15 protein-coding genes are annotated in these 21,087 nt (G+C 66.6%); 8 read left to right on the top strand and 7 right to left on the bottom strand.

Annotated elements, in window-relative coordinates; translation table 11 throughout:
* Positions 1 to 65: 65 nt before the first annotated feature.
* Together AAF184_14710 and AAF184_14705 are read left to right on the top strand one after the other, a co-directional pair.
* Complete coding sequence (locus AAF184_14710) at positions 66 to 3,383, top strand: hypothetical protein (GenBank protein MEO0423586.1); 3,318 nt, start codon at positions 66 to 68, stop codon at positions 3,381 to 3,383.
* Between the two features lie 272 nt (positions 3,384 to 3,655).
* The gene (locus AAF184_14705) at positions 3,656 to 5,410 is read left to right on the top strand and encodes an integrin alpha (GenBank protein ID MEO0423585.1); all 1,755 of its coding nucleotides are present in this window, start codon (positions 3,656 to 3,658) and stop codon (positions 5,408 to 5,410) included.
* A gap of 124 nt (positions 5,411 to 5,534) precedes the next feature.
* Here the strand turns inward: AAF184_14705 and AAF184_14700 are convergent, their stop codons facing one another.
* Positions 5,535 to 6,773: a pectin acetylesterase-family hydrolase gene (locus AAF184_14700; protein MEO0423584.1), complete on the bottom strand. Its 1,239-nt coding sequence runs from the start codon at positions 6,771 to 6,773 to the stop codon at positions 5,535 to 5,537.
* A gap of 149 nt (positions 6,774 to 6,922) precedes the next feature.
* Between AAF184_14700 and AAF184_14695 the strand changes: the two genes are divergently transcribed.
* Positions 6,923 to 7,801 carry a DMT family transporter gene (locus AAF184_14695; GenBank protein ID MEO0423583.1) on the top strand — a complete coding sequence of 293 codons (879 nt, stop codon included), beginning with the start codon at positions 6,923 to 6,925 and terminating at the stop codon, positions 7,799 to 7,801.
* 263 nt (positions 7,802 to 8,064) lie between these two features.
* On the top strand, positions 8,065 to 12,303 hold the full coding sequence (gene pulA / locus AAF184_14690; protein MEO0423582.1) for a pullulanase-type alpha-1,6-glucosidase: 4,239 nt from the start codon (positions 8,065 to 8,067) through the stop codon (positions 12,301 to 12,303).
* A gap of 72 nt (positions 12,304 to 12,375) precedes the next feature.
* Here pulA and AAF184_14685 read toward each other — a convergent pair whose 3' ends face one another.
* The gene (locus AAF184_14685; protein MEO0423581.1) at positions 12,376 to 12,888 is read right to left on the bottom strand and encodes a YdeI/OmpD-associated family protein; all 513 of its coding nucleotides are present in this window, start codon (positions 12,886 to 12,888) and stop codon (positions 12,376 to 12,378) included.
* A gap of 74 nt (positions 12,889 to 12,962) precedes the next feature.
* Between AAF184_14685 and AAF184_14680 the strand changes: the two genes are divergently transcribed.
* Positions 12,963 to 13,316, top strand: coding sequence for a DUF3127 domain-containing protein (locus AAF184_14680; GenBank protein ID MEO0423580.1), 354 nt, complete (start codon positions 12,963 to 12,965; stop codon positions 13,314 to 13,316).
* Between the two features lie 30 nt (positions 13,317 to 13,346).
* On the opposite strand, the gene AAF184_14675 is transcribed toward AAF184_14680, so the two are convergent.
* On the bottom strand, positions 13,347 to 14,495 hold the full coding sequence (locus AAF184_14675) for an FAD-dependent oxidoreductase (protein ID MEO0423579.1): 1,149 nt from the start codon (positions 14,493 to 14,495) through the stop codon (positions 13,347 to 13,349).
* Between the two features lie 240 nt (positions 14,496 to 14,735).
* Between AAF184_14675 and AAF184_14670 the strand changes: the two genes are divergently transcribed.
* Positions 14,736 to 16,595, top strand: coding sequence for a methyl-accepting chemotaxis protein (locus AAF184_14670; GenBank protein ID MEO0423578.1), 1,860 nt, complete (start codon positions 14,736 to 14,738; stop codon positions 16,593 to 16,595).
* Between the two features lie 12 nt (positions 16,596 to 16,607).
* Here the strand turns inward: AAF184_14670 and AAF184_14665 are convergent, their stop codons facing one another.
* On the bottom strand, positions 16,608 to 17,378 hold the full coding sequence (locus AAF184_14665) for a hypothetical protein (GenBank protein ID MEO0423577.1): 771 nt from the start codon (positions 17,376 to 17,378) through the stop codon (positions 16,608 to 16,610).
* Between the two features lie 257 nt (positions 17,379 to 17,635).
* Here AAF184_14665 and AAF184_14660 point away from each other — a divergent pair, with 257 nt between their 5' ends.
* On the top strand, positions 17,636 to 18,211 hold the full coding sequence (locus AAF184_14660) for a transglycosylase SLT domain-containing protein (GenBank protein ID MEO0423576.1): 576 nt from the start codon (positions 17,636 to 17,638) through the stop codon (positions 18,209 to 18,211).
* A gap of 3 nt (positions 18,212 to 18,214) precedes the next feature.
* Here AAF184_14660 and AAF184_14655 read toward each other — a convergent pair whose 3' ends face one another.
* Positions 18,215 to 19,141, bottom strand: a complete 927-nt coding sequence (locus AAF184_14655) for a hypothetical protein (protein MEO0423575.1) — start codon at positions 19,139 to 19,141, stop codon at positions 18,215 to 18,217.
* Between the two features lie 209 nt (positions 19,142 to 19,350).
* On the opposite strand from AAF184_14655, the gene AAF184_14650 reads away from it, so the two are divergent.
* Entirely contained in the window at positions 19,351 to 19,983 is a 633-nt protein-coding gene (locus AAF184_14650; GenBank protein MEO0423574.1) for a hypothetical protein, read from the top strand.
* On the opposite strand, the gene AAF184_14645 is transcribed toward AAF184_14650, so the two are convergent.
* Both AAF184_14645 and AAF184_14640 read right to left on the bottom strand, forming a co-directional pair.
* Complete coding sequence (locus tag AAF184_14645) at positions 19,980 to 20,573, bottom strand: hypothetical protein (GenBank protein ID MEO0423573.1); 594 nt, start codon at positions 20,571 to 20,573, stop codon at positions 19,980 to 19,982. The genes AAF184_14650 and AAF184_14645 overlap by 4 nt on opposite strands.
* A 159-nt stretch (positions 20,574 to 20,732) precedes the next feature.
* The gene (locus AAF184_14640) at positions 20,733 to 21,002 is read right to left on the bottom strand and encodes a hypothetical protein (GenBank protein MEO0423572.1); all 270 of its coding nucleotides are present in this window, start codon (positions 21,000 to 21,002) and stop codon (positions 20,733 to 20,735) included.
* Positions 21,003 to 21,087 lie beyond the last annotated feature (85 nt).

The raw sequence follows: 21,087 nt of genomic DNA, 5'->3' as shown, positions 1-21,087 counted from the left end.
TCGTTGCCATGGTCTCCGTGCCCGGAACGCGCGAGCGTTCCGCTTACGACCTTTAGGGGGAGATCATGAAACGGAACTTCGCGCACCGATTGGCGGGCGCGGGCGCAGCGCTCGCTGTTTGCCTATCGCTGACCACACCACCGCCCGCTGCGGCCCAGGGCCGAACGGACTACTTCAACGTCGAAAGCCCGCAGGTGCACCCGATCGAACTCGTCACGATCGGGGCGCAGGACTTTCTGCTCATCGTCAACACGCCGGACAACGCCCTGGAGATCTGGCGCACGGACGAGTCCGTGCCGGTCGATCAACGCTTCGTGATGCGCTTGCCCGTGGGCCTGGAGCCCGTGTCCGTACGCTGGCACGAGGGCCTCAAGCGCGCCTACGTCGCCAACTTCCTAGGGGATTCGATCACTGCCATCTCCCTCGCCCGCGACCCCAGCAACTTCGTCCGGGCGACGCTGATCACCACGCAGCAGGTGACCGACGCACCGCTCGACATGGCCTTCGCCACCGTCGATGACCAGGGCACACCGCGCGATATCGTGGTGGTCACCCACATGACCCTCGATGCGATCAGCAAGCTCACCGCCCAGGACTTGCTGCCTGTAGCGCCCGGCGACGAGCGCCTGGACGCAGTGGTCAGCGCCGGCGTCGACCTCGACTTCGACGCCAACGGAGAGGTCGACGACATCGCGCTGAAGGAGCCACGCACCGCCCAGGTCGCCTGCGATCGCCTGTTCGTGATCGGCCACAAGGGCGGCAACACCGTGCGCTACGACTTCGATCTCTACACCGAAGACCTCACAGGCGGCGCGAAGAGCGCTCTCGGTGGCCTGGGCTCGCAGAACACCAACATGGCCCTCGGGCCCAACGAGGAGCTGTTCGTGGTCGGCGCCATGGCCAGCAACGAGCTGCGCGACGAAGACCAGGTGGCCGCCGCGCCCACCGGCTTCGTGCAGAGCATGTTCTACCTGGTGGAGAACCCCTGCAGCGACGATCCCGTGGTGCATGCCCGGGACGTCAACGAGGAGGTCGCCGCCCTGCCGATCGGCAACTTGGGCCCCGATGGTCGACGACTGGATCCCTTCATTGATCCACACCCCATCACCCGCCCGGTGGAAAAGGGCAACGCCCTCGCCTACCTGACGGACGTCGTGCCCTTCGCCCCGGACGACTCGCTGAAGAAGGTGTTCTTCACCGCTTTCAGCAGCGACCGCATCGGCGTCATCGAACCCAACCCCGCGGTAAACCCGGTGAACTGGCCCCTGCGCCGCATCGATATCAGCCCGCTGATCGCGAGCCATGCGGGCCCGCGAGGCTTGGCGCTTCGCGGCGGCGATGACCCGCGCCTCTACGTACTTAATCGCATCGACAACTCCGTGACCATCATCGATGCGGCGACGGAGACGGTGCTGGATGCCTTCGCCCTCGCCGCGGACCCCACGCCGAGCTACATCACTGAGGGCCGCCGCTTCCTCTACGACGCGCGCCTCTCCGGTAACGGCTTCGTCAGCTGTGCGAGCTGCCACCACGACGGTCGCACGGACGGTCTGGCCTGGGATCTGGGCGACGGCAACGCGGTCGACATCCCGCCTGAGCTGCTCCCACCTGGGGACAACTTCCCCACCCAATTCGACGCCGACAAGGACTTCATGGTGACCCAGTCCCTCGAAGGCCTGTTGAACTTCGAGGTGGCACCGGACAGCCAGGAGTTGTTCACCAACGCGCCCTACCACTGGCGCGGCGATCGCGTCGACTTCGTCGCCTTCCAGGGCGCATTCACCTCGTTGCTAGGCGGCGATGGCGTATCCGATCACGAGATGGAGGCGTTCGAGGAGTTCATTAACTCCGTCCAGTACGCGCCGAATCCCAAGCAACCGCGCAACCGCATCCCCTCTGGCGAACTCGGTGACCCTGACAACAACAACACGCTGGTCGTCGACGGCAGCGGGGCCATGTTGGGGCTGAAGTTCTATCACATCGTCGTCGCGTCCGGTAACAGCTGCGCTGGCTGCCACGCCTTGCCCGAAGGCAGCGACAACGTGATCACCGAGAACATCGGTGGCGTCAATCCACACCCCTTGCAGGATCCGCCATTTACCGTGTTTGGCGATGCGAAGGTGATGGAGACGGCCGCGATGCGCATGCTGTTCCAGAAGGAGGCGCGGCTGGATCGCGATGGCTCATCGCAGTTCGAGGACTCGCCGATCACGGGCTACGAGGGCGTCATGCACACGGGCCTTCTGAACCCCACGCTCTCCGACGTCTACAACGGCGTGGCCTCGATGAACGCCTTCAACACCACGTTCTTCAGCGGCCGTTTCTGCTTACCCGGCGTGCAGTACTGTGAAAGCCTCGAGGCGCTGATGGAGTTCGTGCACCAGTTCGACAGCGGCGTGGGACCGATGGTCGGCCGCGCCCTCACGGTGACGCCGACCAACCGTACGGACCCCGCGCTGCTCGCCGACGTGGACGATCTGGAAGCGGAGGCGGCGCGGGCCAACGCCGGCGTGAGCGCCCAGCTGTGGGCCGGTGGCGTGGTGCGTGGCTTCTGGTTCGACCTGACGAGCTCCCCCCCGGCGTACCGCGAAGAGCCGACCGGCCTCACCGTGGACCGAATCACCTTGTTGGGTATGGTGAGCGGCACGCGTGATCGGCTCGTGCTGCAGGGCGTACCCTTAGGGACCGAACGTCGCGTGGCTGATCCGAGCGGACTCCCCAGCCCGCTCACGGGCCCCACCCCCGCCAACGTGCGTCTGCAGCCGATGGTGACCAACACGGGCTACGCGGAGGTGCCTAAGTTCACCACCCTGTGGGACGGGGCGCCGGGGTTCAACGGCACCCACGGCCACTCCGTGCGCGTGTACCAATGGGGCTTGCTCAACGACGCACCGAACGGCTATGGCCTGTGCACCCTGCGCCACGAGGCACCGCGCCGGTTCCGGGTGAGCGGCGAGGACATCCGCCACGGCGCCGCGTTGGAGCTGTACGTGCACGACAGCGACACGGCCGGCCCGCCCGTGGTGACTCTGCGTCCTGACGACCCCGGCCAGGTGCCCTTGCGGCCGATCGTGTTGCCGCTCCACCCCACGGATCAACGGGACGATGAGGGTGCCCTGATCTGGGAGTCGGCTGCCGAGATGGAACCCCTGCTGTTCTACCGCCTGATGGTCGGGCGCCCGGATCAGTCCCTGTTCCCGGGCACGATGAAGGGAGTCACCGATCTCGACTATCAGCTGAATATCCAGGTGGAGAACACGCCTGGGCTGTTCGATCCGCCCAGCTGGAATCAGCACTACGTGCGGGTGGTGAACGCGGATGGCACGCGGATCGATGGGGGGTGGCAGCGCCTGATGATCGAGCCCGGGCCGTTGTGTCCGTAAGCGTCCGAGCATAATTCGAGGGAGCGAGGCGGCCGAGTGCCGCCTCGCTTCGTTTTTGCGCTCTATCTTCGATGCGCGTCAGCTCCCACCTGCTGGGTCGTGCTCGCCATGCAATGGCGGAGGCACGGGAGTGTTAGGCTAGGGACCAAGTAAAGCACCTACCCCCTGCCAGAACACAGCCGCCTTCCAGGCGCGCACCATCAGACCACGGAAGGGACCTGATCATGCTCACCCGCCAGGACGTCGTATCTCAACCTCGAAGCAATAGATCCTTGCGCCGCGACATCGGCGCGCTCTTCAAGACACCACGACCCCATGCGTTCGCCATCGGGGTTGCGCTTGTCGCGGCTCAGGCAGCGGCGGGACCTTTCCCACCTGAGTTCGAACTCTCCTCCTTGCGGCCGGAAAACGGCGGCGACGGATCGGAGGGATTCATCATCAACGGCATCGATGAGGCGGACGGCCTGGGGGATGACATCACCTCCGGGGCTGACCTCAACGGCGATGGCATCGACGATATCATCGTCTCCTCCAACCGATTCATCGATGAGCGAGTCAGTGCGACGTTTGTGGTTTTCAGCAGCGCGATCCCGCCCGGTGAACCCGTCTTTGAGGCTTCCTCCTTGCTGGCCGAGAACGGCGGCGACGGCAGTCAGGGATTCATCGTCAGATCCGATCTCGAAGGCGACTACGCGGGCTACAGCCTCGCTGGCATCGATGACCTGAACGGCGATGGCATCGGCGACGTACTCATCGGCGGCCGATTCACCGCTGACCGCCTGGATCGCGGAGAGAGCTACGTGGTATTCGGGCGCGATACAACGGCGGGTGACACCTTCGAGCCTGAGTTGCTGCTCAGCGAGTTGACCCCGGAGACGGGCGGGGACGGCTCGGCTGGCTTCGTCATGAGCGGGGCGGAACGCCAGGACTCGGCCGGCCGCAGCGTGGGAGCCGCGGGTGACATCAATGGTGACGGCATCGCCGACATGATCGTCGGTGCCGTTGACGCCGGCCGCACCTTCCGCCAAGGGGCGGCCTACATCGTGTTCGGGCGGGATACCCCCTTCCCACCTCGCCTAAGACTGCGCCGACTCCTGCCGGCAAGCGGTGGTGATGGCAGCAGCGGGCTGGCCGTCAGGGCGAGAGCCGATACTGAGAGCCTGGGAGATAGTGTTGCCGGTGGAGCGGATATCAATGGTGACGGCACCGTGGACCTGTTGCTCGGTGCCACAGGGGCCTCACCGGACGGAAGTGGTGGCGTATACGTCGTCTTTGGGCGCCCGTCCGATCAGCCGTTCCCGGCGACTATCAACACGGCCACGTTGACGCCTCCGTTCGGCGCAGATCCAAGCGTGGGGTTCTTCATCGATGGTATCGCCTCTGGAGACTTGACGGGCATCGACGTCGCCAACGCGGGGGATGTGAACAACGACGGCGTCGACGACCTTATCGTCGGCGCTCGCGACGCCTCACCAGATGATCGTGACCGGGCCGGCCGAGCCTACGTAGTGTTCGGTCGCCGCGGCCAGGACGGCGGACTCGCCTTCCCGCCGGTGGTTGAACTCGCACAGCTCCTGCCAGAGAGGGGAGGCGATGGTCGCTTCGGGTTCATCCTCAACGGCATCAACGAGGCGGACATGGCAGGGAGCGACGTCGATGGCGGCGTTGATGTCAACGGCGACGGCATTGACGATGTTGTCGTGGCAGCGCCCAACGGTGATCCCTCGGGACGCAATCGCGCCGGGCAGGTGTTCGTGATTTACGGACGCGACACCCAGAACGAGGGCCGCTTCCCACCGATCGTCGAGCTGTCGGATTTACTAGCCGACAACGGTGGCGACGGCAGCCTGGGGTTCGTCCTGAATGGCACTGCGGACGTTACGTTCGCCGGCCGAATCGGCCTCGGGGACGTGAACCACGACGGCGTCGGGGATCTTCTGATCGGCGCCCAGAGCGAAACCCCGGACGATTCTCGGGTGGATGCAGGCCAGGCGTTTATCGTGTATGGCCGCGCAGAGTCAGATTAGCGCGCGCCATCATTACTTCAGACACCTACTGCAAGAGTAAGGCGATAGCCCGGAACTTCGACGCTATCGCCCCGGCGACACGAGGGGCCAGCTCGGCGCTCCCTCGCGCCTCCCAGCAACGCCCCTAGAACGGCGACCCCACATCGACGGTCTCCCACCCGTCCACACCGAAGGTGATCATCGCCTGGTTCCAATCGCGCACGGAGATGCCCGACGCGCCCGGCACGTAGTACCCCTCGCTGCCCGTGATGGTGTGGAAGTCGCCGTCCTCGATGAAGGTGCGGTAGTTGCGTAGGCCTTCCGTGGCGTTGGTGATGGCCTGCATCTTCAGGTACCACTCCAGCGGTATCGCCGGGTCATCCAGCGGCCGGCCGTCGAGGGCTTCCATCAGGGCGTAGAAGTCCACCTGGGTCTGATCGAGGTTGCTGGTGAACATCGCCAGCTTGGCGAACGGCCGGAACTGGGCCAGCTCGGTGAACCAGCCGGGCACGAGGGCCAGGGGCTGGGTGACGAAGGTGGCGAGGAAGTTCTGATCGAGGCCCATGAAGTTGGGCAGGGCGTCGGCGACGCCCCAGTTGGCCGCGTCAGGGGCGTCGGGATCAAACAGGGCCGTGGTGTAGAAGGCCTCGTTCAGCACGCCGATGCCGGCGTCAGCAAGCATACGAAGACGGGCGTTAGGTGCCAGCTCGGCGATGTAGGGGAAGGCGAGCATCGTGCCGTAGGCGCCGGCGCTCGCGCCCATGACCGTGAGGTTGCGCACTTCCTCGAAGTCGACGCCCACCTCATCGCCCTGCGTGCGCAGGTAGTGGAGGACGGAGAGGAAGTTGTCGCTGCCGCGGTGGCGTACGGTCCATTCCAGCGGCGGGAAGGCCAGCGTGTAGGTCGTGTCACGGGCGCCCCAGTGCACATCGCCACTGCAGTAGGGGATGGCCACCTTGGTGTAGTCCGCGTACGGGTTGTCCGGATTATCGGCGGCGAACACGCCGCTCGCTTCGGCGAGCTCTTCCGGCGTCTCATCGACGGTGAGCTGGTAGGTGGAGGCGTTGAGCAACGGGGTGCCCAAGCACGTGTTGGCATCCCAGCAGGCGCCCCCGCCGTCGAGGAAGATCAGCAGGCGTCGCGAGCTGCCGGGCTGCACGAAGAAGGAGTACTGGGTGTCGGCCGCGACGATCTCGCCGTCGACGAAGATGGGGCCGCCCGAACAGCTGGGATCGATGGTCTTCAACTCACCGTTGGGCAGCTCATACTGCATCTCCCCTGATACCGGAATCTGAATCCACTCGTTGGCGGCGAGCGCGGCGGTGCTCATGAGGGTGAGGGCGGCCACGGCCCCGAGGGCCTTCGCATTGGTCGTTGACAGCATCGATGCTCTCCTTGGCAAGTCAGCCAGGGGAACATAGCGGCCCTGCCATGGCGGCTCACGTCGCACTGCGACAATGGATCGACTTCCCCCTACAATAATGCTCGTGCAAGCGCCCGACACCGGGGAACGCTGTCGTCGAGGAACCCTGATTGAGCAACGACAATCCCCGCGCCATCCTGCTCATGGTGGTGTCGATGGCTGCCTTCGCCTTCGAGGACTTCTTCATCAAGAAGGCCTCCTTCGGCCTGCCGATCGGGCAGATCATCCTGATCCTGTCGATCGGCGGCGCGGTGATCTTCGGTACCCTCTGCAAGGTGCGCGGCGCGCCCTTGATCTCCAGGGACTTCGCCCACCCCCTGGTGGTGGCACGCAACGTGGCCGAGGTGCTGGCCACCGTGTGCTACGTGAGCAGCCTCGCCCTCATCCCCCTGTCGCTCCTGGCCGCCATCCTTCAAGCCACGCCGCTGGTGGTGACCGTGGGCGCCGCTCTGTGGCTGAAGGAAGACGTCGGTTGGCGGCGCTGGCTAGCGGTACTGATCGGTCTCGTCGGCGTCTTGATCATCCTGCGCCCGGGCTTCGAAGGGTTCCGCCCGGAGGCCTTGCTGGCACTGCTCGCCACCTTCGGCCTCGCCGCCCGCGATCTGGCCTCGCGCCGCATCCCGGCGACGATCCCATCGCCGCAGCTGGCCTGGTGGGCTTACCTCTGCATGCTGCCGGCGGGCGCAGCCCTCAACGCGTTCACCGGAGGATTCACCCACGCGAGCGGCGAGGCCTGGGGCTTGCTCGCCATGGCGATGATCATCGGGGCCGTCGCTTACGCCAGCCTCATCGCCGCCACGCGTATCGGTGACGTCTCCGCCGTCATCCCCTTCCGCTACTCGCGCTTGATCTTCGCGTTGGCGATCGGCGTGGTCCTGCTCGGCGAACGGCCAGACGCCCTCACGCTGATCGGGGCGGCCATCGTGGTCTCCAGCGGTCTCTACGCCTGGCTGCGCGAGCGTCGCCGCGCCAACGCACCCGCGGCTTAGGCGCCTCCACAGACACCCAGTTCCCAGGACGCCGAGCCGTCCCTGCAAGCTATTGATTTCGGTAGCTTCTCAGCATCTTTGCGGGCAAAAACACGGGCCCGACATCGCGGTTCAATGCCGCACCCGCACAATGAAACGCCGTTGCAACTTCATGCAAATAATTGCAGTGTAAGATTCTCTAGAGAGGTTTATGTCGAAATATTCTCTGTAAGTTGCAATGAAAAAATTTGCAATCATAGACAAAGCATCGGGGGATCAGGGAGATGCGGACACCACTCACGCAACACACGGGTAGGACCGGGGCATGGCGTCGCGGCGCAGCAATCATCGCAGCGCTCGCGCCCTTCGCGCTCTGGGCACACCACAGCTCGGAGCCGGCCAGCGTCGCGATCGCCGGTAGCCTGCAGGCAGCCCTGGGCTGCCCCGCCGACTGGCAGCCGGACTGCGAGGCCACCCACCTGACCTACGACGCGGACGACACGGTCTGGCAGGGCACCTTCACCGTCCCCGCCGGCCAATGGGAATACAAAGCACCGCTGAACGACTCCTGGACGGAGAACTACGGCGACGGTGGCGAACTCGACGGCGCCAACATCGCCCTCGACCTCGCCCAAGAGACGGCCGTGAAGTTCTACTACGACCACGGCACCCACTGGGTCACGGACAACGTCAACTCCCTCATCGCCACCGCCCCCGGCAGCTTCCAGAGCGAACTCGGCTGCGCCAGCGACTGGGACCCGAGCTGCCTGCGCTCCTGGCTGCAGGACCCGGACGGCGATGCCGTCTACACCTTCCAGGCCTACCTGCCCGGCGGCGACTACGAGGCGAAGGTGGCCATCGACGAGAGCTGGGATGAGAACTACGGCGACGGCGGCGTACCCGGCGGCGACAACATCCCCTTCACCGTGCCCGGCGACATCGCCAAGCTCGAGTTCGCCTTCGACAGCACCACCAACCTCCTCACGATTGGCAATGCCCCGCCGCGCCCCGAGCCCACCTCCGTGACCATCGCCGGCAGCCTGCAGGAAGAGCTCGGATGCCCAGGGGACTGGCAGCCGGACTGCGCTGCCACCTACCTCGTGTTCGACGGCGATGACCTCATCTGGCAGAACACCTTCGCCGTGCCCGCCGGCAACTGGGAGTACAAGGCGCCGCTGAACGACGCCTGGGACGAGAACTACGGTGACAACGCCGAGTTCAACGGCCCCAACATCCCCTTGAACCTCGAGCAGGCGGCGGACGTGAAGTTCTACTTCGACCGCGGCACCAACTGGGTCACCAGCAACGTCAACGCCGTCATCGCCACGGTGCCCGGCAGCTTCCAGAGTGAACTCGGCTGCCCGGGCGATTGGGATCCGAGCTGCCTGCGCTCCTGGCTCAAGGACCCGGACGGCGACGGCACGTACAGCTTCTCAGCCACCCTCCCCGCCGGCGACTACGAAGCGAAGGTGGCCATCGACGAGAGCTGGGATGAGAACTACGGCGACGGCGGCGTACCCGGCGGCGACAACATCCCCTTCACCGTGCCAGCGCCCCTGGCCGAGGTGTTCTTCACCTACGACCCGAACACCAACATCCTCGAGATCGGCCTGGAGGAAGGCGGCCCGATCGGCAGCCTCGCCCGCGCCACCGCCCACTGGGTGAGCGAAGACACGATCGCCTGGAACACGGGCAGCGCCGCCGACACCTATCAACTTCACTATGCCAGCACCGGCGGCATGAGCACGGACGCGGAGGGGGTGACGGGCGCCGAGGGCGCGCTGACCCTCACCTTCGATCCGAACGGCCTGCCCGACGTGGTGCAAGAGAAGTTCCCGCACCTGGCGGGCTACAGCGCCCTGAAGCTCGCCCCGGGAGACCTGGCCCAGGTGCCGACGCTGCTCAAGGGGCAGATCGCCCTCTCCGTGGCGGACGATGAGCTACGCCCCTTCGACGCCACCAGCTTGCAGCTGCCCGGCGTGCTGGACGACCTCTACACCTACGACGGCGCTCTGGGGCCGCAGTTCAGCGGTGACGGCACCCCCTCCCTGCGCCTGTGGGCCCCCACGGCCAAGCAGGTGAGCCTGGTGCTCTACGACAGCGCCGATCCCGGCGCCGGCGGCACGCCCTTAGGCATGACCAACGACCCCGCCACCGGCACCTGGAGCATCACCGGCAGCGCCGACTGGGTCGGTCAGTACTACCTCTACGACGTGGAGGTGTTCGTGCCGTCCACGGGCGACGTCGAGCACAACCTCGTCACCGACCCCTACTCCCTCGGCCTCTCGATGGACAGCCAGCGCAGTCTGCTGGTGGATCTCACCGCCCCCAGCACGACGCCCGAAGGCTGGTTCACCTACGAGAAGCCATCGCTGGCGGCGCCGGAAGACATCGTGATCTACGAGCTGCACGTGCGCGACTTCTCCGTCAACGATCTGACCGTGCCGACCGAGGCGCGCGGCACCTTCGCCGCCTTCGAGTACAAGAGCACCGCGGGCGCCAACCACCTGCAGGTACTGGCCGAATCGGGCCTCACGCACGTACACCTGCTGCCCGTGTTCGACATCGCGAGCGTCGGCGAGGACAAGAGCGCCTGGCAGGCGCCGGATCCCGCGGACCTCGCCCTGCTGCCGCCGGACTCGGACCAGCAGCAGGCCGCCGTGGCGCAGACCGCCGACCAGGACGGCTTCAACTGGGGCTACGACCCCTGGCACTACACGGTGCCCGAGGGCAGCTACGCCACGGACCCGAACGGCATCGCACGCACCCTCGAGTTCCGCGCCATGGTGCGCATGCTCAACGACGCTGGCCTGCGCGTGATCATGGATGTGGTCTACAACCACACCAACGCGTCAGGTCAGAACGCCAAGTCGGTCCTCGACCGCGTGGTGCCCGGCTACTACCACCGCCTGAACGCCACCGGCGACATCGAGCGCAGCACCTGCTGTGAGAACACGGCCACCGAGCACGCCATGATGGAGAAGCTCATGGTCGACTCGCTCGTCACCTGGGCCCGCGACTACAAGGTGGACGGCTTCCGCTTCGACCTCATGGGCCACCACTCGAAGGCCAACATGCTGGCCGTGCGCGCGGCCCTCGACGCCCTGACCGTCGAGGAGGACGGCGTGGACGGCAAGTCCATCTACGTCTACGGCGAAGGCTGGAACTTCGGCGAGGTGGCCAACGACGCCCGCTTCGTCCAGGCCACCCAACGCAACATGGCGGGCACCGGCATCGGCACCTTCAGCGATCGCCTGCGCGACGGTGTACGCGGCGGCAACCCCTTCAGCAACGTACGCGATCAGGGCTTCATCAACGGGCTCTACTACGACCCCAACGGTCAGGACCAGGGCGACGCATTGGCCGCCCTCCTGCGCAGCGCCGATTGGCTGCGCATCGGCCTCGCCGGCGACCTCGCCGACTACCTCCTCATCGATGCCAACGGCAACGAGGTGCGCGCCGACGAGGTGGACTACTTCGGCCAGCCCGCCGGCTACACGGCGGACCCGCAGGAGAACATCACCTACGTCTCCGCCCACGACAACGAGACCCTCTTCGACGCCACAGCCCTGAAGGCGCCCACGGCCACCTCGATCGAGGATCGCATGCGCATCCAGCAGCTCGGCAACAGCCTGGTGCTGCTCGGCCAAGGCATCCCCTTCATCCATGCGGGCCAGGAGTTCCTGCGCTCGAAGTCGATGGATCGGGACAGCTTCAACTCGGGCGACTGGTACAACGCCATCGACTGGACCGGCGAGACCACCAACTGGGGCAACGGCCTGCCTGTGGCGGAGAAGAACCAGGACAACTGGGGCATCATGGGTCCGCTCCTCGCCGACCCCCTCCTCGCGCCCCAGGCCGACGATGTGCGCACCACCACGGCGCGCTTCGCGGAACTCCTGCGCATCCGGCGCTCGAGTCCCCTGTTCCGCTTGCAATCCGGCGAGGAAGTGAAGGCTCGCGTTAGCTTCCACAACACAGGCCCTGCTCAGGTGCCGGGACTCATTGTGATGAGCACCGCGGATGCCGAGGGCGACATCGACCTCGCCCGCACGCAGATCGTCACCCTGTTCAACGCGGGGGATGAGGCCGTGAGCTTCCCCTTCGCCCTGGCCGGCGGGGACGGCGAGTACACGCTGCACCCGGTGCAAGCCGAGTCGGATGATCCCGTCGTTCGTACGGCCTACTACGACGTAGCCCTCGCGACCTTCGAGGTGCCGGCCCGCACCACCGCCGTGTTCGTCGTCGCACGGCCCGCCGCGGCGCAGATCGAGGTGCTGATCGGGCGGGTCGACGCACTGGAGGCCGAAGGCGCCCTCGACCAGGGCCCCGCCGCGCTCCTTCGCACCACGCTCGGCGCTGCCCGCGGCAACGTCGAGGCCGAGGAGCTCACCGTGGCGCGGTTCCAACTGCGTTTGGTTGGGCGTCAGGTGCAGCGACTGGTAGACGACGGCCGGCTGGATGAAGCGTTCGGCGCGGATCTCATCGACGGCGTGCGCACGGTGCTCGAGTCGATCAGGTAGCGGTTCCCCTAACCGCTGGGCAAGGGCCGGCAGTCTCCCCCTCGGACTGTCGGCCCGCGTCCACCTGAGCACTCACCCCTCAGGCGACAGCGGCTTGCCGCGCATGTCGAGATCGCCGCGCAGGATGGCGAACACCTCTTGGATGCGCTTCTCCTGCGTGGGCGCCCGCTTCGCACTCGCCACCCGGTAGGCGAGCGCGCGTTGCTTGCCCGAAGTGGATGCCTCCCACAGGGCGCGCATTGTTTGATCTCGCGCCAACGCGTCGCGCAGCAACACCGGCACCTCCACCGCATCTTGATCGGCGATGCGAAAGCGGACGGTCACCGTGTCGCCGACCACCGCGTCGATCCCCTTCAGCAGTTTCTTCGACAGCAGCACGTACCACTCCCCGCGCACGGGGGTGAGGGAGGCCTCCAACGGGTGATCATCCACCTCGCCGCTGATGCGCAGGCGCGGATGCGTCTCGAGGGGCAGCACCGCCTTCAGGGCATCGGGCAGGAAGACCACCGTGTAGCGGTAACGCGCGCTGCCCACGTCGTGGTAGCGGATCGTCGCCTCGAATTCGTGCTCGAAATACAGGGACATCGTCCAGGGGCCGACGGGTCGGGTAATATGCAGCTCAACACTGGCACCCATCATCTCAGGAAGAGCACCGCCCCGTGGAACTGACAGGCAAGATCACCCATGTACTGCCGGAAGTGTCCGGCAACTCCGCCCGCGGCGCCTGGCGCAAGCAGGAGTACGTCATCGAAATCCCCGGCGAGTACCCGAAGCAGGTGTGCTTCATGGTATGGGGCGACAAGATCGACCAGTTTCAGATCCAGGAGGGTCAGGAGCTGACGGTGCACTTCGACCTCGAGAGTCGCGAGTACAACGGGCGCTGGTACACGGACGTGAAGGCCTGGCGCATCCAGCAGGGCGAAGGCGCTCAAGCGAGCAGCCCACCGCCCGCTGCCGCCGAGCCGCCGCCGGCCGCCTCCTCCTCGTTCATCGACGACGACGTCCCCTTCTAGGCCGTCGTCCACTCGGCCGGGGCCGTCGGCCTACACGGCCATCGCGTCGTAGAGGGCCTGGTGGTCCGCCACGATGCGCTCGGCAAGCCCCACGTCCGTCGCCAGGCTGAACTCCCCACGCTGCCAAGAGCCGCCCAGCACCAGTTCGCCGGTGCGCGGGAACATGTAGCGCACGCCACTGCCGCCGCCGATCGTGGCGAAGTCGACTTGGGCGTCCGGTAGCACGAACACCAGCTGCCCCTTCGCCGGCGTCAACTCCTCATCACCGAACAGCTCGCGCGAGCCGAGCCCCGTGCAGTTGAAGATCGTCTGCTCCGGCAGGGCCAGCAACTCCTCAGGCGAGGTGAACTCGCGCACCACGAAGCGGCCACCGGCCAGGCGGATATCGGCCTCCAGCTGGCGCAGGAAGATGGCCGGCTCGATCTGCATGGTCACCACCCGATGGGCGTGCTCGACGGGAAAGGGGTGCTCGCCGGGCAACAGATCCGCCACCGCGGGGAAGAGCTCCGGTAGCTCACGCTCGTAGTAGCTGGGTTGATGCGGGCGATCGCCCAGGTAGTAGTTCTCGAGGAAGCGTACGCCGTAGCGCGAGCCCACGAGGTTCTGGAAGGCGTGGTGGGAGATCCGCGCCGCCCACTGGTAGCGCGCTTCGAAGGCCTCGTCGACGCGGTCGAACTCGAACACGCTGGTCGGCCCCCACTGCCCGGCCGCGATATTGGAGGTGGTATGCCGGGGCATCTGCGCCGTGTAGAGGGTGACCTGCCAGCCGGCATCCTGCAGCAGGCGGGCGGTGGTGAGGCCCATCACGCCCGCACCGATCACCGCGGCCTGCGCCGGGGCTTGCCCCTGCAGCTCGCGGACGGCCAGCGCCGAGCTTCCCCAGGAGAGGGAAATCCCCCCACCGCCGTGACCATAGTTGTGGATGAGGGTCTTCTCGTCGAGGGCTTCCCGGCGCACGACAAAGCCCGACGGACGATAGGGGCGAAGCCCGGCGATCACGCGGACGATGCGCTCGGCACTGACCCTGGGGGCGACGAAGCCGTGGCGAGAGTGGGCGCGTACATAGTTGGCGGCCCCATCATGTGGGGAGCTTGCACAAGCCCCGAGTAAATTCAGCGCCGCGCCACCTGCCACCGCCCCCAGTACGCGACGTCGTGCCGCTCCAGCTACATCATCCAAAGACCGATCCTTCACCGACCAAAACTTCCGTCAGGAGGATAGCAGCCGCCGTAGGCCCCTCGAGACCGCTCAGGGGAATACCTGAGCCGGCGAGACCCGGCTCAAGATTATTGGCCTAGCAACCCAATACGCGGGAGGAAACCTGAGTCAGATCGCACGTTTGTGGACGGCGCGTCCCTAGGATTGACATGACGCAAAGGCCCGCGTGGCCATCGCCAACCCGCTACATCGGAGATCCGAATGGCCAGCCACATACTCCGCCTCCTGCGCCAGATCGGCGTCCGCGGGACGCTGCTTGGACTCGCGGGGCTGGTGTTCGTCCACACCCTGGTCGGAAGCCTTCAGAGCATTCAGCGCGACCGACACCAACTCGAGCTGATCCATGCGGCAGCCGAGTGGAACGAAGCCTTGCAGCCGCTGCGCGACGTCACGCGCCTCATGGCCCTGCACCGCGGACTCACCTCCCGCGTGCTGAACGGCGATGACAGTGCGCGGCCGCCACGCCTCGAAGCCCGCACGAAGATCAAGGCGTTGTTCGCCAGCGCCAAGGCCATGATCCCCGCGGACTCCAGCACCGCCGATGCGCTCAAGCGCTTCGAGCGGCGATGGACCGAGGTGCAGGGAATGACCGACACGCCGGGGCTCGCCCCGCGTGATGTGTTCGGTGCCCACACGCAGTTGATCGCGCGGATTCAGGCAGCGGTGCGCTCCGAACAGAGCCGCGACCTCAACACCCTTCCCCTCTCAGTGATGCTGCTGAGCGAACTGCAGATGGACCTCGGTCAGGCCGCCGAGTACACGGGGCAGATCCGTGGGCTCGGCGCCGGCTACGTGACGAGCGGAGGTGCCAACGCCTCGGTGGTAGGCGACGTCCGCGTGCTGAGCGAATTCGCGAGCGCCCTGGTCAGTGGCATCGAGGAGAACCAGGCCGTCGCCGAACGCGACTCCCTGCGCAAGGGCGTCGGTGATGCGGTGCGTGCCCTGGGGACCTACACCCAACACGCCGGCGACGTCATGGCCGCCCCCGACAGCACCACCGGTGGCGCCTACTTCGATCGTGGCACGCAGGTGATCAAGGGCCTGAGCGCCGCCAACACCACGGTGCGCGAAGTGCTCCTCGAGCAACTGGCGGCGGCGGCGGACGAGGCGGCAGCGGGCGTCACCCGCGGCATCGCCGCAGGCGTGGGCGTGCTCGTGGTGGTCAGCGCTGCGGTGTTCGCCTTTGGTTTCTACCTGTTCGCAGAGCTCGGCGCGGAGCCCGCCGTGGTTCGGCGCATGACCGATCGCATCGCCCGCGGCGATCTCCGCGCGCACGAGACAATCCGCGCACGCCAGGGCATCGTGGTGGCGGTGGATCAGATGCGCGAACAACTCCGCACCACCCTCGAGATGGTGCAGGCGGATGCCAAGTCCCTGGCCCGCGCGTCGGCTGATGTGGCGTCCGCGGCCGAATCCATCGCCGAGGGTGCGCAGAGCCAAGCCGCCCGCGTCGAACACAGCCGCTCGGCGCTGGCCGAGGTACAGGCCGCGATTCGCTCCAACAGCGGCAGCGCAGAACGCACCGACAGTATCGCGCAGGAAACCTCCCGCGACGCCGAGCAGGGCGAAACCACGGTGGCCGAGGCCGTGCGCAGCATGCGTACCATCTCCGACAGCATCACCGTGGTGAAGGAGATCGCCTCGCGCACCAACACCCTGTCGTTGAACGCCGCCATCGAAGCCTCCCGCGCCGGCCGCTACGGCAAGGGCTTCGCGGTGGTCGCCCACGAGATCGGCAAGCTGGCCGAGCGCAGCCAGAAGGCGGCGCTGGAGATCAACGAGCTGGCCCAGGGCTCGGTGAAGACCGCCGAGCAGGTCCAAGGCGTGTTCGCCTCGATCGCCCCCAAGGTGGCGGAAACGGCGGACCGCGTCGGCGAGATCCGCTCCGGCTCGGAGCACCAGAGCGAGTCGACCCACGAGGTGGCGAGCGCGATGGGCGAGCTCCTGTCCGTGGCCCAGTCGAACAGCGACGAGGCGCGCCGACTGGCCGCCACCTCGGAAGATCTGCTCGCGCGCTCATCGTCACTCAACACGCGCGTAGAGAGCTTCCGCTTCGCTTAAGGAATCGCCTCGTTACGCGTCGCCACCCTGCTGACCTGGCGACGCCTGGCGCGCCATCGCCAGCACCGCCTGCAACTGCTCGGCGTCCATCCCACCGGCGTGGCCGTCCTCTCGCGGCGCCACCAGTGCGCTGAACCCATCCCGCTGCCAGCGCCACCCGGCGGGCGCCGGGGGCAGGCTCGCGGCCTGCGCGGCAGGCCACGGCGCCACGTACCAGTAGGCGGCGTCGATGTGTTCGTCGTCAGGCGCCAACCCCACCCCGACGGACTCGAAGGGATCGGCGGCGGTGATGAGCGTGGCGATATCGAAGTGATGGGGCCAAAGCCGTACCGGGGAGGCGTGCGCAGAGGCATCCGCGAGGGCAGTCAGGGCGCGTGAGGCATCCTCGTACAAGATCGCCAGCGACTGCACGGCCTTGGGCGATAGCGCGCGCTCCGCTTCCACATCCGCATCGGGCGCCTCCCCGCTCCACGGCAGCGCGACTTCTAAGCGCGTCCCATCCAGGCCCGCCATGGCCAGCAAGGCAATCACCGCATCGTGGCGCTGGCGTTCGTCGAGATCGGCCAGGGGCACCGTCCGCCCCGCCAGGGTGAGGGCGAGGGTCACCGCGTCGAGTTGTGCCGGGCCGGCGGTACCGAGGGCGTCGGTTTCGAGGGTGCCCTCGCGCCACAGGAGCGCACTGTGGCTGTCATCCTCCCGCGGGTCAGCGAACGCGTAAGCCAAGCGGGCAAGCCATTGGCTGGCCGCGTGGAGGCGGCGGCGAGCAGGGGTGATCAATGACACGGGCGGTTACTCCACAGGGATCGGGAAACGACGTTGACAAGCGCCGAGGCAAGGCGCTCCTGGGACGGCAGGCATTATCCGCGCAGGCCTCCGGCGACGGTCAAGTGCCGCCGGCGCCCGCCTCAGCGCTTAGGCTGCGCTATCGTTAGGGCAGAACTCACGGAAGGATAGCACGTCCAAGCGTACGCCTGACCTCGTAGGAAGATCCGTTGAAGCCAACGATGCGCCCTCCGCCACCGCGCCCCCGCTATACATCAGTGGCTCGCAACACGGGACTCGTTACACTCCTCGCCGCAGCGCTACTCGCCGGCTGCGCCACCTCCCCGCCGCGAGATCCGGACAACATCTGCTCGATCTTCGCCGAGAAACGCAGCTGGCGGAAAGCCGCCCGCAAGTCCGAGCAGCGCTGGGGCACGCCCACGCACGTGCAGATGGCCATCATCTATCAAGAGTCGGCCTTCGAGCACGACGCGAAGCCGGCGCGCAAGAAGCTGTTGGGCCTGGTGCCCTGGAAGCGCCCGTCGGATGCCTACGGTTACGCCCAAGCCCTCGACAGCACCTGGCAGGCCTACAAGAACGACACGGGCCGGCGCTTCGCCGACCGCGACAAGTTCGCCGACGCCATCGACTTCGTCGGCTGGTACACGCACCAGTCCCAGCGCGCCGTCGGCATCTCCAAGTGGGACCCCTACAACCAGTACCTCGCCTACCACGAGGGCGCCGGCGGCTGGAAGCGGGGCACCTACCGCAAGAAGCGCTGGCTGATGGACACGGCCAAACGCGTCGACCAGCGCGCCCGCGAGTGGGGCGCGCAACTCAAACGCTGCTCATAATCCTTAAGGGCGAAACTGCTCCAGGATCTGCGCATCCACCCAATAGATATCATCGCCCCGCGAGAAGAAGAAGTACTTGCCGTCGGGCGTTACCGCGGGGCAGTAGTCGATATCGCTCGAGTTGATCACATCGCCCATGTGCTGACCCTGGCTCCAGCTGCCGTCCTCCTGGCGGAAGCTGATGTAGAGATCGCCGCGCCCGAGACTGTCGGGACGCCCGTTGGATACATGGATCAGCATCGTCTCATCCGCGTCAACGAACACATCGCCCTCGCCGTGCTCGCTGTTGATCGCGGGCCCTAGGTTGACCGGCGGGTCGAAGCGGCCGTCGCGATACTGGGCGCGGTAGGTGTCGAACTGGCCGAGGGTGTCCGCGCGCTCCGTGGTGAAGTAGAGGCTGCCGTCGCCCACCGCCCAGGGGTACAGCTCGTGCGGCGCGCCGTTCAGGTGCGGGCCGAGGGGCTGCGGCGGCAGCAGGCCCTCGCGCGTGCGATCGGCGTACCAGAGGTTGTAGGTCTCGAGCGCGTAGCCCGGCAGGGGGCGCTTGGAAATGAAGTACAAGCGTTGGCCGCCGGGGGCGAAGGACATGTCCACATCCGCGTGTCCCGGGTAGGTGCGAGAGAGCGAGGCCATGGCTGGTGGCGTCCACTCACCCTCACGATTTTGGTAGGTGTAGTGGATCTTGAAGACGCCGTCGAGCTCGCGCGTGAACATGAAGATGCGCATGTCGGGCGAGAACACGGCGTTCAGCTCGCGGGCGTCGTCCAGCGAGATGAGACCGGGAGCGAACACCTGCGGTACGAGCCCCGGCGGCGTTTGGCCCAGGTAAGGCCCCGTGAGCGGCGCGGGCTCCTCCGGCGTTTGCGCAAGGGCGAGGGCTGTGAGCGACGCATACAGCAGCGCACCGAGGATCGTGGAGCGGTGAGTCATGTCAGTCCTTCGAGCGGTGTGAGGGAGCGAATAGTCGAGCGCAGCCTAGCCGATCGACCGGCAGGGCGGAAACGCCCATCCGCGCGAGTGGCGGGGATAGACCATTTTGTGGCGCCAACGCGTAGTAGCTCATGAACGCGGGCCGCTTGGGCCCGTGACGTCGCCACCGAAGGCGCCGCGCGAACAGCACCGGGATGCCATCTATGATCATGAATACGCTCCGAATTCTTCTCCTCTGCGCCCTCTCCATGGGAGCCGCAGCCAACGCCCAGAGCTTCGCGCCCACCGGCGCCACGAACATCGTGGTGAACGGCGAAGCCCTTAGCGCGGAGAAGGCGATGGCGGTGGCCAGTACCCTCGGCCAGGTGATCGCCCCCGGTCGCTACTGGTACGACCACGTGTCAGGCCTTTGGGGCTACGAGGGTGGCCCCGCCGCTGGGCAACTGCCGCCGGGCCTCGACCCCATCGACGCCCCCCTGCGCGCCGACGCCTCCGGCGGGCTCACGCCCGTATTCATCAACGGGCGCGCCCTGCACCCGACGGAAGTGCAGCAACTGATGATGCTCCTCGGCCAGGTCATTCCGGGGCGCTACAGCATGAACGAGCGCTGGCAGGTGGATGTGGAGGGCGGCTCCTTCTCCCCGCCGCTGGTGGACCTTGGCCTGCTGATGGCCGCACGCAACGGCGGCACCCGCACGCGGGCTTACGGCGCCGTCGACACCGGCAACAGCGTGTACCTGCCCGAACTCGGCGGGCGCTCCGGCGGCACGTCGGTGGGGCGCGCGAGCGATGGCTGCACGTATGTGGTGAGTGGTGGCTACTCCACGGAGGTGTGCGACTAGCGCTGCCGCGTACTCAGGGGTGCGCGATGGCGTTGGTGCCACGCGCCCCACAGCCCGAAGGCCAGCAGCGCCAGGGTTGGAGGCTCCGCCACGGTGCCCCTCGCCGTGAATCGCGCGTGGGTCCAGTAGAAGCCCGGTGGGTCCACCACGTCCTCGGGCGAGGCGTTGCAGTCCCCGAGAAACCAGTCCACGCCGCTGTTCAGGGCACACGACGCGTTGTACAGCGATGGGTTGGCGCCGTGCACGAGCACGATGGCGTCGAAGGCAGCTTCTCCGTTGCCGAGCGGCCCCGAGATCCCGGCTCCGTCCAGCAACCCCAGCAGCAGTGAGGTCATCGCATCGGCGCCGGCCTCGTCACCCCAGAAGCGCGGAGGGCCGGCGTCGACGAACTCGTCGAAGGAGGTGAGCTCTAGATCGACGTCGTAGGTGACGTCTTCGAATTCGATGCCTTCAAACCCCGTGACGCAGAGGCTGGCGGCGTCGTTGATGCAGGTGTCCGTGAGCAAGATCGGGGTCGCGTGCGCTGCGACGGCTATCAGCAGCAGCATCGCCAGGCAAAGCACCTGGCGCGCGGGGTATTGGGTCGTCACGTTTGCACTCCATGAGCGTTGTTATCGGGGGCGGTTGATCGGCCCTTGAAGTGCTCTACGCAAACGGCGACTGAATTACGACACATGCAGCACGATGCGCGGCGAGACTGCGGGGCGATCCACCTACCCGCGGCGATCGGCTACTGCACTGCGTCGGGGCTATCCCTCCCTGAGCCTCTCGATTTCTTCGGCGAGGTGGTGGCTTTTGTGCGTATCGGTGACGATCGCCTCCAACACCTGCACGCGCTCGCGCAAGCGCTCGATCTCCGCGTCCCGCTCAGCCAATGCACCCTCGACCATCTTGTTCACCGCTGGCGAGGATGCATCGACATTGCCGGACTCATCGATGCCATGCTTAGCCCGGACCACGGCCACCACGGCCCAGGCGATAATGGCCACGACCGGGATGATGAAAGGAGTATCGAACATTGGGCATTGGCCTCGGTTGCAGGGAGTGTAAGCCTAACTACTCTACCGCGTGTCACGATCGCCCACATGGCGAATGCGAGCACCG

The organism is Pseudomonadota bacterium (assembly GCA_039815145.1).
In the GTDB taxonomy this organism is placed as follows: Bacteria; Pseudomonadota; Gammaproteobacteria; order Steroidobacterales; family JBCBZW01; genus JBCBZW01.
This window is presented reverse-complemented; position numbering and strand designations above follow the sequence as displayed.

Coding starts and splice junctions, on each gene's coding strand:
- AAF184_14710 (MEO0423586.1), top strand. CDS start 66: ATGAAACGGAACTTCGCGCACCGATTGGCGGGCGCGGGCGCAGCGCTC.
- AAF184_14670 (MEO0423578.1), top strand. CDS start 14,736: ATGGCCAGCCACATACTCCGCCTCCTGCGCCAGATCGGCGTCCGCGGG.
- AAF184_14685 (MEO0423581.1), bottom strand. CDS start 12,888: ATGTCCCTGTATTTCGAGCACGAATTCGAGGCGACGATCCGCTACCAC.
- AAF184_14640 (MEO0423572.1), bottom strand. CDS start 21,002: ATGTTCGATACTCCTTTCATCATCCCGGTCGTGGCCATTATCGCCTGG.
- AAF184_14700 (MEO0423584.1), bottom strand. CDS start 6,773: ATGCTGTCAACGACCAATGCGAAGGCCCTCGGGGCCGTGGCCGCCCTC.
- AAF184_14655 (MEO0423575.1), bottom strand. CDS start 19,141: ATGACTCACCGCTCCACGATCCTCGGTGCGCTGCTGTATGCGTCGCTC.
- AAF184_14650 (MEO0423574.1), top strand. CDS start 19,351: ATGAATACGCTCCGAATTCTTCTCCTCTGCGCCCTCTCCATGGGAGCC.
- pulA (MEO0423582.1), top strand. CDS start 8,065: ATGCGGACACCACTCACGCAACACACGGGTAGGACCGGGGCATGGCGT.